Below are 15,567 nucleotides of genomic sequence, written 5' to 3' on the forward strand. Positions count from 1 at the left end.
TCCCCATATGGTATAAGCGATACCTGTATCGGGGGCGAAGGCTGTTGACCCCCCGCACCTATACTGGTTTTATCCGGTATTGATGTGGCCGGCATTGCCGGAATGAACGGATTTTGATTGCGAAAGCGAGAGGGCTATCCCTTTGAATGATATGGCAAAGAACCTGGTACTGTGGTTGATCATCGCAGCGGTACTGCTGATGGTTTTTCAAAACTTTAAACCGCAGTCACGGGATGAGGCTCTCAGTTACTCCGACTTTGTTCAGGATGTGCAGTCGGGCCAAGTTAAGAACGTGATCGTAGACGGTCTGGTAATCACCGGCGAAAAAGCCGATGGCAGCCGCTTCAAGACTATCCAGCCACAGATTATCGACGATGAACTCACCAATGAGCTGGTTCGCAGCAATGTGCAATTCGTTGGTCGCGAGCCTGAGTCACCGAGTATCTGGCAGCAGCTTCTGGTAGCCAGCTTCCCGATCCTGATTATTATCGCTGTGTTTATGTTCTTTATGCGCCAAATGCAGGGCGGAGCCGGCGGTCGCTCAGGCCCTATGGCGTTCGGTAAGAGCAAGGCGCGCCTGCTGGGCGAAGACCAGATCAAGACAACTTTTTCCGATGTTGCCGGTGTAGACGAAGCTAAGGAAGAGGTGCAGGAACTGGTTGAGTTCCTGCGCGATCCCACCAAGTTCCAGCGCCTGGGTGGCAATATCCCCCGTGGCGTATTGATGTGTGGCCCTCCCGGTACCGGTAAGACCCTGCTTGCCAAAGCAATTGCCGGCGAAGCAAAAGTACCTTTCTTCTCCATCTCCGGTTCTGACTTTGTTGAGATGTTTGTTGGTGTGGGCGCTTCCCGGGTGCGGGATATGTTTGACCAGGCCAAGAAGCAGGCTCCCTGCATCATCTTTATCGACGAGATTGACGCTGTTGGCCGTCACCGTGGAGCCGGAGTTGGCGGTGGTCACGATGAGCGCGAGCAGACCCTGAACCAGTTGCTGGTTGAGATGGATGGTTTCGAAGGTAATGAGGGTGTGATCGTAATTGCAGCGACCAACCGCCCGGATGTACTGGACCACGCCCTGCTGCGCCCAGGTCGCTTTGACCGCCAGGTATTTGTTGGGCTGCCGGATATTCGTGGCCGCGAACAAATCCTCAAGGTTCATATGCGTAAAGTGCCTATGGACGACAAGGTGAACCCACAGACAATTGCCCGTGGAACCCCTGGTTTCTCCGGTGCCGATCTGGCTAACCTGGTCAACGAAGCCGCCCTATTTGCTGCGCGGGCCAATAGACGCACCGTGACCATGGAAGAGTTTGAGCGCGCCCGTGACAAGATCATGATGGGTGCCGAGCGCAAGTCCATGGTGATGAATGAAAAGGAGAAGGTGAATACCGCCTATCACGAGGCCGGTCACGCCATTATTGGTCGACTGGTACCCGAGCATGACCCGGTACACAAAGTAACTATTATTCCCCGTGGCCGCGCTCTGGGTGTCACCCAGTTCCTGCCAGAGGAAGACAAGTACAGCCTGTCCAAGCGCGCGATTGAATCGCAACTGTGCTCCCTGTTTGGCGGCCGTATTGCCGAGGAAATGACCCTGGGTATCGACGGTGTTACTACCGGCGCTTCCAACGACATCGAACGGGCCACTGACTTGGCGCGCAGTATGGTGACCAAGTGGGGCTTGTCCGAAAAGCTCGGCCCATTGCATTACGGCGAAGATGAAAGTGGCCAGCCCGGTCAGGGCAATCCGGTTTCCGGCAAGACTTCCAATGAAATTGATGTGGAGGTGCGCCGTATTATCGATGTCTGCTACGAGCGAGCACAAAAGCTGTTGGAGGATAACCGAGATATTCTTGAAGCGATGAAAGATGCGCTGATGGAATACGAAACCCTGGATGCGGAGCAGGTGGACGACCTGATGGCTCGCCGCAAAGTTCGCGCACCGAGGGATTGGGAAGACAATAACTTCGGCTCTGGTGGAAACAGCCCGACCCAGGATACTGAAACCACAGAAGCCTCAACTGAGGCGGATAAGAGCAATACCGTCGGCGGCCCATTAAACGGCCACTGATTCTCCGAAGCGACTAACTGGACAAAACCAAATGCCGGGTTGGGGATAGGGCGATAGCCTGTTCCAATCCGGCATTTTTTATTTCAGCCAATGAAAATTATTTGTGGTAACCACACCCTAGACCTCTCCCAACCGGTGGTTATGGGGGTTCTGAATACAACGCCGGACTCCTTTTCCGACGGTGGCAATTACTATGCCTCCGGTAGCCTGGACTTGACCCTGGCTCTGCAGAGAGCAGAACAGATGCTCTCTGAGGGAGCGAAAATCCTGGATATTGGCGGAGAATCGACACGCCCTGGCGCATCGTCGGTCACCGAACAGCAGGAGCTGGATCGGGTAGTGCCGGTGGTGGAGGCGATCAAAGCGAACTTTGACGCGATCATCTCTGTCGATACCAGTACCCCGGCAGTGATGCGTGAGTCAGCTGCGGTAGGGGCGGGACTGATCAATGATGTTCGTGCCCTGGAGCGCCCAGGAGCACTGGAAGCAGCCGCAGAGAGTGGTTTGGCAATCTGCCTGATGCATATGCAGGGTCAGCCCGGCACTATGCAGGATGATCCGTCTTACACTGATGTTGTAGAGGATGTCGCCAGGTATCTGCAGAAACGGGTCGATCTCTGTATCGAGCTGGGGGTGACACGGGACCGGCTCATTCTCGACCCGGGTTTTGGCTTTGGCAAAACCGATGAGCACAATTTGGCGTTGTTGCGTAATTTGTCGCAGCTGGCGCCGGCGGATATGCCCATACTGGCGGGCTTGTCGCGGAAATCGATGATTGGTCGCTTACTCGATCGAGATGTAGATGGCCGACTCCCCGGTAGCCTGGCCCTGGCCATGTTGGCTGCGCAAAAGGGCGCAAGAATTTTACGTGTCCACGATGTTGCGGAAACCGTGGATGTGTTGCGCATGCAGCAATTGGTTTGCAGCGAAATTTGATGAGTGATGTCTTACAGAGACCTTAAGCCGCAGGGTCCTGTTGTGGTTTTCCGACAGAACAGAAAAGCGGCGAAGTACACAATTGAGAAGCGTTATGGAAAGAAAGTATTTTGGCACTGATGGTATTCGTGGTCGCGTTGGCGAGGGAGCAATTACTCCCGATTTTATGCTGCGCCTGGGATATGCAGCGGGCAAGGTACTGGGAAGAATTTCCAAAGCTAAACACCACCGGCGCCCCCGCATCCTTATCGGTAAGGACACTCGGGTCTCCGGCTACATGTTTGAGGCAGCGCTGCAGGCGGGCCTGATTAATGCTGGCGTGGATGTCGCCCTGTTGGGGCCAATGCCGACTCCGGCGATCGCCTACCTGACCCGGACTTTCCATGCCGGTGCAGGCATTGTTATCAGCGCCTCCCATAATCCTTACCACGACAATGGCATTAAGTTTTTCAGCGCTGAAGGCTCCAAGTTACCGGATGAGGTTGAATTGGAGATTGAAGCCGCTCTCGAGCTGCCGATGGAAACTTCCGACGATCTCGGTCGCGCCTATCGAGTTGATGATGCAGCCGCGCGTTACATCGAGTTCTGCAAGGCTTCCACGCCCTGGGGTTTCTCCCTTGAGGGTTTGAAGATTGTTCTCGACTGCGCCAATGGAGCCACTTATCACGTAGCGCCGATGGTGTTTCGTGAGCAGGGAGCAGAAGTCAGCGTAATTGGAGCGGGCCCTGATGGACTCAATATCAATCTAGATTGCGGCTCCACTAAACCTCAGCAGTTGCAACGGGCCGTGGTTAAGCGCGGTGCGGACCTGGGTATAGCCTTTGATGGTGACGGGGACAGGGTGTTGTTCGTCGATGCCAATGGGGAATTGGTCGATGGCGATCAGCTGTTGTATATCATCGCTATGCACCAGCATAAATTCCTGGGCGGTTGTAGTGGTGTTGTCGGCACCTTGATGAGCAATTACGGTTTTGAGCTTGCATTGCGCGAAAACAAAATCCCGTTTGAGAGAGCCAAAGTGGGCGACCGCCATGTGCTTGAAAAAATGTCAGCTAATCAGTGGAAGCTGGGAGGCGAGTCGTCAGGCCACATTATCTGTGCCGATGCATCTACCACCGGCGATGGTATCATTGCCGCACTGCAGGTACTGCGTGGCCTGTGTGAATTTGATGAGCCCTTGCATCAGCTTAAATCCCGTATGACAATGTTCCCCCAGCACATGATTAATGTGCAACTGGCTCATCGCGATGGTGTTCTCGATCACACAGACGTTAAGGCCATTGTTGTCGATGCAGAACGTCAGCTCGCAGACAGCGGACGTGTGCTGCTGCGGCCATCTGGCACAGAGCCTCTGATCCGGGTAATGGTTGAAGGCCGCGACAGCGCCTTGGTGGAACAGCTGGCCAAAGATATTTCCTCCGTGGTGGAGCGAATTGGAAATAACTGATCTGCTGCGATTTAACCCGTAGTAAATCGGTCCTCTTGGGGCGCAGAAGAAACTCGTATAATTTTGGTTGTATGTTGGCGTCAATGTCGCTAAGATTTGCGCCCCTTGAAGGAGCACACATGCGAACACCGCTAGTAGCAGCAAACTGGAAAATGAACGGCAGCCGCGAGTTTGCCGAACGTTTTTTCACCGAACTCAACCTCGAAGGTGTGAAGTCCGGTGTTGTTGTTTGCCCATCTTTTCCATATCTCGGCCTAGTGGCTGATGCGGCGGAAAAGAGCGGAGGTTTCAGCTTGGGTGCCCAGGACCTTAGCCAGGAGCCCAAAGGGGCGTTTACTGGTGAGGTTTCCGCTAGCATGTTACTGGATTGGAATACCCGTTACGTTATTGTCGGGCATTCTGAGCGCCGTAGTCTCTATGGAGAAACCAGTGAGTTAGTGGCGAAAAAATTTGTTGCGGCCCAAGAGGCGGGATTGACTCCAATACTTTGCGTCGGGGAAACCCTTGAAGAACGCGAGCAGGAGCGCACTCTCGAAGTGGTTGCAAAACAACTTCAAGCGGTTGCCGATATCATTGATTCGGCTGGCTGGAAGCAGTCCGTGATTGCCTATGAGCCGGTATGGGCCATTGGCACCGGAAAAACTGCTACTCCTGATGAAGCCCAAGCTGTACATGCATTTATTCGCTCGCAGTTGGGAGATTTGGGCGCTGAAGTACAGATTTTATATGGCGGTAGTGTAAAATCCGCAAATGCCAGGGAGCTTTTTGCCCAGGCAGATATTGATGGTGCCCTGGTGGGTGGAGCCTCGCTGGATGCCGGCGAGTTTGCTGAGATTTGTCGCGCTGCTGTTTAAATTGACAGCACGCGGGTTGGCGAATACTGAATAACGGGTTGTTTAGACCCCGGTAGAGAGTTTCCAGAAAATGGAAAAATTGGTATTAGTTGTACACGTTTTGACCGCATTAGGCATTATTGGCCTGATTTTGTTGCAGCAAGGTAAAGGTGCCGAAGCCGGTGCATCCTTTGGTGCGGGCGCGTCCCAGACAGTTTTTGGCAGTCAAGGTAGCGGAAATTTCTTTTCCCGCTTGACAGCAATTTTTGCGACGGTATTCTTCGTCACCAGTTTCGGCCTGGCTATCCTGGCTAAGCAAGGTGCAGGCACCAATGTTGATGCGGACCTTCCGCAAATTCCAGCAGCGGTACAGCAAATTGGCCCAGCTGAAGAACTGCCGGCTATCGACAGCGATATCCCGCAGCTCGAAACAGATTTGGAAACTGGCGATATCCCGCAGATTCCTGCAGACAGCACCGGTTCAGAAGAGCCAGCTGCTAACCAGGAAAGTGAGGAACAGCAGTAAAAGATTTTTGCCCAGGTGGTGGAATTGGTAGACACGCTATCTTGAGGGGGTAGTGAGCTATGCTCGTGCGGGTTCAAGTCCCGCCCTGGGCACCACATCAAGATCCGAAGAAGTTCGGAATCATCCAAAAAGCCCGGTAAATCCGGGCTTTTTGCTATCTGGAGGGTACGCAGCCCTCCGCTCTCGTTCGTTGTCATTCGGTGCTACATTCGCTGCTACCTTGTTCAATTTAAAAACTGGTAGCACCACCATGGCTCTGACAGATACTCAAATCAAGCCAGCCAAACCAAGCGGCAAGAAGCAGTGGTTTGCGGATATCTGGTAGCTCTGTATGCGGCTCTTCCGCTTAGTGCTCAATACGCAAAGTAATGTAATCAATATAACTTGAGCCCTGAGATCAGCTTTAGATCTCAACTTTGGCCAAGTAGAGAGCTAGTCATTTCAGCAAGAAGTGATATGGACTACTAGCTATTTGACTTAGTCAGGGAATAATTATGCCTGCCCTACGCAGTTGCTTGTCTATAAGTTTTAGTATACTCGTCCTAATTTATGTCCTGCATTGGCTTCTTGCCTTTCCATGGCTGTGGGTGATTGGCTATCTTGTAGTTGGTGCAATATTCGTCGGTTTCTCAACGTGGCTTTACTCTGGTATGTATAGCGAAGACGAATGAAAATTTTTACAAGCGCGCATATGCATAGCTGAATAGTGCGGTCTTGGTGGTCCATACTGTTTGAAGTCCTGGACCTTGCCAACCACCAAGGGTTGTAAGGGGGGGACGATTCTGGACTCCCTTTGGGGTCTTTTGAGAACCACTTTTGCTAAAGCCGGCTTGCCTGTTCAGTATTAGGTAACCTCGCACTTTGTCGATTTGGGGTAGGGGAAGTCACGCTTGAATTTCAGCATCACGCTCAGTCGTTGAGACGCCTCAGTAGAGGGAGGATTCAAAGTGGTGTTACTTTTTTGTTGTGCTTTCCTATACGTCCCGTAACCACTGGCTAGAAGTTATTTTTCAAGTCCCGCACTGATCAAGAAACGAAGAAGCTCAGAATCACCCAAAAAGCCCGGTTGATCCGGGCTTTTTACTATTTAAAAAATAAAAATATTAACCTTTCACTTTGTCAGGAATTGCCCTGCATAGCCTTGAATATCCCTTTCTGGATTACTCATTTAAGACCAGGTGCCTCTCCAATAATTTATAAGCCATCTGCAGAGCTCACCGGTGGTTGATGTGATTATGTAGGCAGGAAACATTCACTAGTAGGCCTGTAATTCTATGTAATAGCTTTTCAGGGAGGTTTGGTTGCGGGTTTATTTGGGGGGATGGATACTGGATTACTCCAGTTGCTCGGTATCAAGCTAGTAACTATTTTGCTTCCCTTTAGTGATCCCTATTCTCGGCACCAGTTCTGAAAGTGAATTAAAAATCGGCTGAAATTTTTGGTAAATATAGAAAAAGGAGTTTTCGATTGAAGTCTTATACCACTAAATACAAAAAGCTTTCGACACTTCGGGGGCTAGTAATATTTGTCGGGCTACTGTCCATGGAAGGTGTATCAGCTGACGCCTCTCTTTCTGATCTTGATATTGATAATGATGGTCTGATTGAGATTCGCAGTTTCAAAGACCTTAATGAGATTCGTAACAACCTAGACGGATCAACTTTATACAATAGTAACTATGGTTGCCCAGAAAGTGGCTGTTATGGCTTTGAGCTGACCAAAGACCTGAATTTTGATACCAATGGCGATAGTTATGTTGATGCGAATGATGAGTACTGGAACGAGGGCTTAGGATGGGAGCCGATTGGTACGATTGAAAATCCGTTTACTACAATCTTTGAGGGTAATGGTTACTCGATCAATAACTTATATATAAGTCTCAATGGAGGGGTATTAACTGTTCTGAATGAATACACAGGTCTGTTGGGAAACATTCAATCGGCGGAAATACGTAATCTTACTATAGTTGATACTGTCGTTTCTTTTATTGGCACTATTCCTACTGGGGAAGACTCTGCAAGTTCAAGTGAAGGGTGCTCGGGAGATATGGCTGAGTCTAGTACTATTTCCAATAGTGATTTAGGTTCTGGGTGTGAATTAAGTTCGATCGTGCTGACCTTAGATTTATCCGATACCGAGATAGCATTACCCTACATTAATTTTGAATCCCCAGTAGAAGGTAATGAAGTATTTGTTATTGATTTATCTGAATTCCCTTCAGTTGATGATGAGTGCGGAGCGAGTGATTTTTCCGAGGACAGCAATAACTTTTGTGTTACTGGATCAACGATTAGTTTCCAGGGTGGGGATGGTGGTGACAGTTTAGTTGCAATCCCAAGTATTCCTCTCATACCTAGCGCTACATTTAACTTTTACCCCAAAGTTACGGCAAAGCTATTTCAAGCTGGCCAGTTCAGGGCTGTAATTTATGAGGATCAGGGACCGGCAGAGATTCAAGCCTGGGTCACAGATGAGTATGAGCTGGACCCATTTAACTATAGTTGGAACAGCCCAAAGCTAGTTCAGCTTAACGACTCTGGTGAAAGTGTATTTACCTTTGATCCAGCAGGTTTGTCGGGAGCTTTCGAGGTTACTGTTACTGTTACAGATTCTGGTGGTTTGTCAGATACTGCGACACTGATATTGCGAGTGGATGGCAGAGCCCCTGTATTGTCCGATAATGAGGATGCTGATCAGGATGGGCTGAGTGACATCCTTGAGGGATTCTTAGATTTAGATGGTGATCGAATACCGGACTATCTAGATAGGGTAGCGGTTCGTTCCCAGCTGCCGGTAAATAGAACTGGTGCAGTGATGCAAAGCTCTGAAGGGACAAGCTTGAGACTTGGTGATAGTGCCTATATTGCCGGTCAACAAGTGGGGCAGGTTACGTTGGAGGATATAGATAATCTCTTTGAGGATAATTTGGCAGGACAGAATAGCTATAAATTCCTGCATGGTATTTTTGACTTTGTTATTTACGATGCAGATTTTGGGGAAAGCGCTAACATCGTTGTCCCTTTAAATGCCGCTTTACTCGAAGGTGCTCGTTATCTGAAATATCGCCAAAGTGTTGGATGGGTGGATTTTATTGAGGATGAATTTAACCGTGTATCTTCTGCACTGGGGCAGTTGGGTGATTGTCCTGAGCCGGGTAGTGAGAAGTACCAGCCTGGGCTCCATGAGGGCCATTTTTGCATCCAGCTTAGCTTGGTAGATGGTGGCCTCAACGATGATGACGGAGAGATGAATGGCATTATTGTCGATCCTGGTGCTGTCGCGACCCTCAATGTAAAAGAACCTATTGTAAATATAAAATCCTATGCACTTGAGAATTCACAGTTTCAGTTAGAGGAGGAGGCACCGGTGTTGGCTTTCTCCCTACAGAGTGACTCTGCTGATGCGATGCTGAAGTCACTCACAATCAAGGCCGATGGTGAGTTGGATGAAGTATCGGACATACAGAGGGTGCGTTTGTATTTGGATATGGATAACAATGGAATTGCCAGTAATTCGGAGTTGATCGGCGATGGTCTCTTTTCAATTGATAATGGCTATCTGAAGTTAGATTTATTCAAAAAGTTTCAGTTGCCCGTTGGTGAGCCCCAGTTTCTGGTGACGTATGAATTTTAAAACCTCAGAGAGTTTTTCGGAATTACTGCTATTAATTGGTGGATATATGGAACCTTTAAAATCCAATGTGCGCTTTTACTTTGTTTTAGTTATCGCTGCTTTTGTTGGTGGTTGTGCTGATTCTTCGAATAATATAGTTGAGCCAGAAGAAAAGCCCGTAAGTAAGGCCTTTTCGATTACCCTAGAGTCAGTTGAGGTTGAGAGGCTAAGTAATGGTGAGGCTGTCTCTGTGGATGCAGGTGAGATAAAAGATGAAGCTCTTATTTTGGTGCCAAATTTCGATTAAATAATTCTTAGTAAGTAAACGTAAAGCCCCTATTTAGGGGCTTTTTTAATGCTTAAATGCAGGGGTGCTAAAATTAATTGGCTAATATTTGTTTCTAATAACTTTGCACTAAAGGGTTTAAGTATCAAAATAATGACCGAAGTTGATGCAATTACCTTGCATATTTTACAGTTTATATAATGGCAGTCGATTTTTGGCTGATAAGTAATCGTACATACACTTCCTTAGTGAGCTGGAAAAGATACCCAGACTTGGGTAAGGTATTTTTTCTAATCAGGGTGACATGCGGTAATAAAGTAAGTGCCCCTAAAGTGACGCTGAGAGACTTGGTTCTCAAAAGCGGAGCTAGTCCCTGATATTGTTTTCTCTTTAGATGGTAGGTCACCAGGTTTCAACCCTAAAGGGCATCAGCTGATCATAAGGAAAATAGTGGATAGTTGGAGTCAATATCTGCAACTTCTTCTCCACCAGTAGATCAAGTGGTGGCAGAAAATTGATTGAAGAGTATTGATGCTAGATTCAGCAATAAAGAAAAGTGGTTGGAGTGAGTGAAATCAACTTAACCAGTTTGAGGTAACCCAGGAGCTACCTTGTAATCGAGGTGGTGTACTTTAAGTAAAATAAAAGAGTACTTAATCTGTAATTCGATCGAGAATAAGCTTTAGGTTAGCTGAATTGATATTTTATTATTTTGTTTGTTTTGGCCTTTTAATATCATAAGGTTCTTAAACATGTTGTCGATGTCTACGATGTGATAGATGTTTCCTTTGCTTTGTTAATTATTGCTTTTTAATCGCGGGGCAATATTCAAATAAAAGCTAAGTTTGTCTTTAAGTGGTTTCCTGTCGTTTGGTTGGGGTGTTGTGATCTGTCATTTTGTGGCGAGTAAAGATAAATGGAGATTTAAATAATCGGTTAATTTAAATTTTGATTTATATTTTTTGAGATTTTTGTAAGGCATACTGAGTGTGAATGCAGCCTGAATATATAGGTTTTTTGCTGTAATTTCTGAAGTATTTATAATTTTAATTTTTTGCTTGGATCTTCTTGCTAGTTAATATTTGGGTATTTATACTGCCTGCTCGATTATTTTTTTAAGGATGAAAAATGAAGTTTTTGAAGTCTGTGTTGCCGGTGTTTGCCTTGTTGTTAGCGAGTCAGTCTTTTGCAGAAATGACTTTTATTAGCGGCGTTAAGCACAATATTACTGAGTACTCTTATACTTCGGATACTCGGCGAATTGCTGAGATTGATATCTTGGGTGATAGTGCGCAAGAAATCAGTTTCGATATTACTGCGATTGTATCTGGTTTGGGACGGTTGAGGCCAGATGGCGTTTGTCGTTATTCCCATAGGGGAGAGCGTTGCTATACTAGAAATCATCCTAGAATTTTTGACTATGTGTATGACGTTTCGATCACGGCAAGTTGTGTTGCCAAAGATGGTACTCAAACTGCAATAGGGGTTGATAGGGACGATAAAAATATTTATACGAATGTGCCCATTTCAGATTTTCGCAATGAAGTAGTCTTAACGATAGATAATGGTTCAATTGCCGCGGATATGTGCGATACCTTGACAGTAGATATTCAGGGTGATTTAGAGGCTATTGAAGATGTAAATTTAAAAGTTTTCACCTACGAAATTTTCTAGTTAATAGTATGAAAGTGTCGGTAATAATTGCCGGCACTTTCACAGTCGAACTCCAATCTAGTATATCCATACAACCAAAAGTAGTGGATCACCGCATATCTAATAGAAATGATGTCAGCTCTGTAGCAGAGTCAGAAGCAGTTAATAAAGTCTTTTCTTTTATCTGAAGTCGGTAAGGGTTGAACGGCTTAGTAGTGGCGATTCAGTGCCGATAGCTACCGGCTGGTTAAAAGTGATGAGCTTATATTGAGCTGAATACCGATTCGTTAAATTTCCTTCACAATAGAATCTGTCGCTAGTTTTGAGCCCCATCAAGGGGCTTTTTTGTATCTGTTGATTGACAATTGATATCAATAGCTGATGCTGGTTAAAAGGGCGGGAGAACTGTCTGTACAGGAATACTCTCATATAGAGAAGGGAATGGGATAGATATCCTTATTTTGTGTGTGGTCTATGCGATAACTGAGCACTTTGTTTTGTATCAAGTAGAGGGCGTTACCCTGATTTCCGGTGCGGGAAGTGAGAAAGATGCCCAGACTTGAGCCAGATCATTTTTCCCTGGTCAGAGTGGCATAAGGTAACGGAATTAGTGTCCCGGCAGTGACGCTGAGAGATTGAGCACTCAAAAATGAGGCAGAGGCGCTCGCACTGCTCTGAGTGTAACTGTTCCCTCTAGCTCTTGAAAAAAGCATGGCTATAACGGAGTAAGAGGGCGGAGACTGGATCAGGGAGGATCGTGGTGAATTTGGTTGAAGATTCCTGGCTGCCAATTATCCGGCGATGCGGCATGCAGGAAAGAATTGCTCCTTGGCAAATTGTCGAGGTGGATAATCCTGTCGTAGATATCTGTACGGTACGACCGGATTTTCGCGGGGCGCTGTTCCAATTTTTAATCGGCCTGTTGCAAACAGCTTTTGCACCTGAAAGTGTCGATGATTGGGGAGTCTACTGGAAAAAGGCGCCTACTGAGGAAACACTAAAATCACGGCTGCAAAGCTACGCTCCCAATTTTGAATTATATCAAGAGTCCGGGCCTGCATTTATGCAGGACTTGGAATTGAGCGAGGGAGAATCAAAGTCGATTGCTGCCCTACTGATTGAGGCGCCGGGCAGTAAAACCTGCAGAGATAATCAGGATCTATTTATTAAGGGCGGTAGAGTGCAGGGTGTATGTCCCAGCTGTGCCGCTAGTGCGTTATTTACTTTGCAAATTAACGCCCCCTCTGGAGGCGTGGGGCATAGAACCAGTTTGCGTGGTGGTGGTCCCCTGACCACATTGATAATGCCAGAGGCAGAAGATGCCAACCTTTGGCAGAAATTGTGGCTCAATATCCTGCCACAAGAGGAATTTGGGTCAAGGTCTGAAAGCTCTGATAGTTGTATCTTCCCCTGGCTCGCTCCCTCCCGCCTCTCTGACAAACAAGCTTCCTCTACGTCTCCCAATGATACCCATCCTCTGCAAATGTACTGGGGTATGCCGCGCAGGATACGTTTCCAAATCCCGAGAGAAGGCAAGGATTACTGCGACCTTTGTGGAGAGCAGACGAATCAATTAATCCGGGAATATACCACTAAGAATTATGGCATTAATTACGAGGGGCCCTGGATTCATCCCCTTACGCCCTATCGATGTGACCCCAAGAAAAAAGCCCCACCCTTGAGTTTGAAGGGGCAACAGAGTGGTCTCGGTTATCGACACTGGTTAGGGCTTATGTGGAATGACCATTCAAATGGTGATGAAGCGAGTCGGGCGGTGCGCTTGTTCCATGAGGAATATGCGGAAATTCTCGAAGAACTGGATTCGAATGTCGATGTGCGCCTGTGGGGATTTGGCTATGACATGGACAATATGAAAGCGCGTTGCTGGTATGAACAGGAAATGCCAGTACTGCCTATTTCCCCTGAGCATCAGTCGCTATTTATTCAGCTGGCAGGGCAGCTTTTAACAGCTGCAAAAGATACTTTGAAAGAGTTGCGCTTTAGGGTCAAGGCTGCCTGGTTTAATAACCCTAATGAGGCTAAAGGGGATTTTTCATTTGTCGATCAGGCATTTTGGATGGCGACGGAAAGCCAGTTTTATCACTCGCTCAAGCAGTTATCCCTCGAATCCAAGAAATCCCTATTTACACCTGCACCGGTGGCTATTGCCTGGGCACACACACTGAGAAAAACGGCTTTAGCGCAGTTTGACCATTGGTCAATGGAGGGCTCTGCGGAAGACCTGAAATTGCAGCGAGTGACTCGGGCACGACGTCTTTTAAGGAGTAAGCTCGCCAGCCTGGCAAGTTTAAAGACTCTGGATAATACAGCCAAAGTTGAGCAACAACAGGAGGAATTGTGATGGCCGGATATCAATATCTTAGCGATACAGATGTGAGCCGACTGCGCGAGTGGCACCGCTGGCTCAATGACAAAGCTGGCCGGGCCGACCGAGCGCGTTTGCGCCGTGCGGTAGAGCCCATGGATGTAATGCCTACTCCCGCCTTTATCCGTTTTTTAAAGGATATGCCCGAGCGCTGGCAGAAAGATGAGCAAATTCGTATCGAAGATGCGGCTCTGGTAGCCACCGTAATTGCACACGTAAAAACTGATAACACCAGCAAAACAATTGATGTTGATAGCAGCGAGGCTATGGATGTCAGTTTTGCCCGGTCCCTGGCTATGCCCCGGGAGAGAGGTGGGCGCCCCCCTTTAAGTGAGCTGCGCTTTTTTCAGTTGCAGAAAAGTCGCGATACGGCCGAGTTTTATCGCCGCATAGTACGGGCCCTGGCCCTGCTGGATGGCAGAGCCAATATAGCTTCTCTTGCCAATGATTTGCTGCACTGGCAAAGAGAGATGCGCACGATTCCAGCACGGCATCCACAGGAACGCCTGGCTGTGCGTTGGGCAACTGATTACTACGCCGTATTACCAGATTGAGAAAAATTCAAAAGTTTCCAAATTAAAGGGGTCTTAGGGGCCTAAAGAATTTTTAAATGCTATTCCCATAACAGCACTAAGCACAGAGCAAAGCCAGACCGATTGACAGTGACTGTTGATCAGATACCTGAGAAATGAATCGAAGTAATGTGATGGCCTGACGGTCGCAACAAGGAGAGATTTATGAGCCGCTTTATTCAATTGCATGTATTGACCGCCTATCCCCCTGCGAACCTGAACCGGGATGACTTGGGGCGGCCAAAAACAGCGAAGATGGGAGGTTGTGATCGCCTGCGAATCTCTTCCCAGAGCCTTAAGCGTCACTGGCGAACGTCAGAGTTGTTCCAGCAGGTATTGGCAACGGAGCAGGGGGATAGCCTAATTGGCATCAGAACCAAGCGTCAGGGAGTACTGGCCTATGAGACTTTATTGGAACTGGGTGTCTCTGAGAAAAAGGCCAAATTGTGGGCACAGAAAGTTGCCGAGCAATTCGGTAAGTTAAAAAAGCCGGAAAAAGATAACCCACTGGCCGATTTGGAAATCGAGCAGTTAGTTCACCTCAGTAGTGCTGAGCAAAACGGGATCAATGCATTACTGAAAACCTTGGCAGAAGAGGGGCGGGAGCCGGAGAAGGCGGAGTTGGATTTATTGCGCAAGGAAAACATGGCGGTGGATATCGCCTTGTTTGGCCGTATGCTCGCTTCCAAGCCCACCTATAACGTGGAAGCGGCGTGCCAGGTGGCCCATGCACTCTCGGCTCACTCTGTAGTGATTGAAGATGATTATTTTACTGCGGTAGACGACCTGAATGATCGCAGCGAGGATGCCGGTGCTGCTCACTTGGGGGAGGCGGGTTTTGCTGCGGGATTATTTTATTCTTATATCTGCATTAACAAAGAGCTGCTAATTGAAAACCTGGGCGGGAATAAACCCCTGGCCGATCGAGCCGTAGCTGCGCTGACTGAGACAATCCTTAAAGTTTCTCCCAGCGGTAAACAAAACAGCTATGCCAGCCGTGCCTATGCCTCTTATGTCGTGGCCGAAGCCGGTGACCAGCAACCGCGCTCTCTCTCTGCGGCCTACCTGAAGCCGGTTGATCGCTATAGCGAGGATTACGCCCATGACGCTATTGATGCACTGCAAAAGCAATTGCAGAGTTTCGATAAGGTGTACGGGGATTGTGCCGATAGTCGCTATGTTCTCAACGCCGTAACTGGCGAAGGTAATATCGAGGAACTTTTGGCCTTTGTCAGCGAATAGGTG

General features: G+C 48.0%; 11 protein-coding genes and 1 tRNA gene. All 12 read left to right on the plus strand.

Translation table 11 applies throughout. From position 1 onward, the window contains the following. The first annotated feature begins 151 nt into the window (after positions 1-151). Complete coding sequence (gene ftsH, locus ACYX4J_RS03080) at positions 152-2,071, plus strand: ATP-dependent zinc metalloprotease FtsH (RefSeq protein ID WP_444896163.1); 1,920 nt, start codon at positions 152-154, stop codon at positions 2,069-2,071. A 90-nt stretch (positions 2,072-2,161) separates the two neighbouring features. Next, entirely contained in the window at positions 2,162-3,007 is an 846-nt protein-coding gene (gene folP, locus ACYX4J_RS03085; protein ID WP_444915602.1) for a dihydropteroate synthase, read from the plus strand. A gap of 94 nt (positions 3,008-3,101) precedes the next feature. Then, positions 3,102-4,454 carry a phosphoglucosamine mutase gene (glmM, locus tag ACYX4J_RS03090; RefSeq protein ID WP_282931361.1) on the plus strand — a complete coding sequence of 451 codons (1,353 nt, stop codon included), beginning with the start codon at positions 3,102-3,104 and terminating at the stop codon, positions 4,452-4,454. 119 nt (positions 4,455-4,573) lie between these two features. Next, entirely contained in the window at positions 4,574-5,308 is a 735-nt protein-coding gene (gene tpiA / locus ACYX4J_RS03095; RefSeq protein WP_444925834.1) for a triose-phosphate isomerase, read from the plus strand. 70 nt (positions 5,309-5,378) lie between these two features. Continuing rightward, the gene (secG, locus tag ACYX4J_RS03100) at positions 5,379-5,813 is read left to right on the plus strand and encodes a preprotein translocase subunit SecG (RefSeq protein WP_413663227.1); all 435 of its coding nucleotides are present in this window, start codon (positions 5,379-5,381) and stop codon (positions 5,811-5,813) included. Positions 5,814-5,822: 9 nt separating this feature from the next. After that, a tRNA-Leu gene (locus ACYX4J_RS03105) sits at positions 5,823-5,908 on the plus strand. Positions 5,909-7,280: 1,372 nt separating this feature from the next. After that, positions 7,281-9,446 (plus strand): hypothetical protein, encoded by a 2,166-nt coding sequence (locus ACYX4J_RS03110; protein ID WP_476177878.1) that lies wholly within the window; start codon positions 7,281-7,283, stop codon positions 9,444-9,446. Beyond that, positions 9,436-9,732 carry a hypothetical protein gene (locus ACYX4J_RS03115; RefSeq protein ID WP_476177879.1) on the plus strand — a complete coding sequence of 99 codons (297 nt, stop codon included), beginning with the start codon at positions 9,436-9,438 and terminating at the stop codon, positions 9,730-9,732. The genes ACYX4J_RS03110 and ACYX4J_RS03115 overlap by 11 nt, the downstream gene beginning before the upstream one ends. Positions 9,733-10,839: 1,107 nt before the next feature. Continuing rightward, positions 10,840-11,385, plus strand: a complete 546-nt coding sequence (locus ACYX4J_RS03120; RefSeq protein ID WP_476177880.1) for a hypothetical protein — start codon at positions 10,840-10,842, stop codon at positions 11,383-11,385. Positions 11,386-12,124: 739 nt separating this feature from the next. Beyond that, complete coding sequence (gene casA / locus ACYX4J_RS03125; RefSeq protein WP_476177881.1) at positions 12,125-13,726, plus strand: type I-E CRISPR-associated protein Cse1/CasA; 1,602 nt, start codon at positions 12,125-12,127, stop codon at positions 13,724-13,726. Next, the gene (gene casB / locus ACYX4J_RS03130) at positions 13,726-14,304 is read left to right on the plus strand and encodes a type I-E CRISPR-associated protein Cse2/CasB (protein WP_444940825.1); all 579 of its coding nucleotides are present in this window, start codon (positions 13,726-13,728) and stop codon (positions 14,302-14,304) included. Before casA ends, casB begins: the two co-directional genes overlap by 1 nt. Positions 14,305-14,487: 183 nt before the next feature. Then, positions 14,488-15,564: a type I-E CRISPR-associated protein Cas7/Cse4/CasC gene (gene cas7e / locus ACYX4J_RS03135; RefSeq protein WP_476177882.1), complete on the plus strand. Its 1,077-nt coding sequence runs from the start codon at positions 14,488-14,490 to the stop codon at positions 15,562-15,564. The last annotated feature ends 3 nt before the right edge of the window (positions 15,565-15,567 follow it).

This window comes from Microbulbifer sp. ABM4_008 (genome assembly GCF_056311705.1).

Excerpts from the sequence above, each read along its gene's own strand:
- ftsH (WP_444896163.1), top strand. The coding sequence starts at position 152 with ATGGCAAAGAACCTGGTACTGTGGTTGATCATCGCAGCGGTACTGCTG.
- folP (WP_444915602.1), top strand. The coding sequence starts at position 2,162 with ATGAAAATTATTTGTGGTAACCACACCCTAGACCTCTCCCAACCGGTG.
- glmM (WP_282931361.1), top strand. The coding sequence starts at position 3,102 with ATGGAAAGAAAGTATTTTGGCACTGATGGTATTCGTGGTCGCGTTGGC.
- tpiA (WP_444925834.1), top strand. The coding sequence starts at position 4,574 with ATGCGAACACCGCTAGTAGCAGCAAACTGGAAAATGAACGGCAGCCGC.
- secG (WP_413663227.1), top strand. The coding sequence starts at position 5,379 with ATGGAAAAATTGGTATTAGTTGTACACGTTTTGACCGCATTAGGCATT.
- ACYX4J_RS03115 (WP_476177879.1), top strand. The coding sequence starts at position 9,436 with ATGAATTTTAAAACCTCAGAGAGTTTTTCGGAATTACTGCTATTAATT.
- ACYX4J_RS03120 (WP_476177880.1), top strand. The coding sequence starts at position 10,840 with ATGAAGTTTTTGAAGTCTGTGTTGCCGGTGTTTGCCTTGTTGTTAGCG.
- casB (WP_444940825.1), top strand. The coding sequence starts at position 13,726 with ATGGCCGGATATCAATATCTTAGCGATACAGATGTGAGCCGACTGCGC.
- cas7e (WP_476177882.1), top strand. The coding sequence starts at position 14,488 with ATGAGCCGCTTTATTCAATTGCATGTATTGACCGCCTATCCCCCTGCG.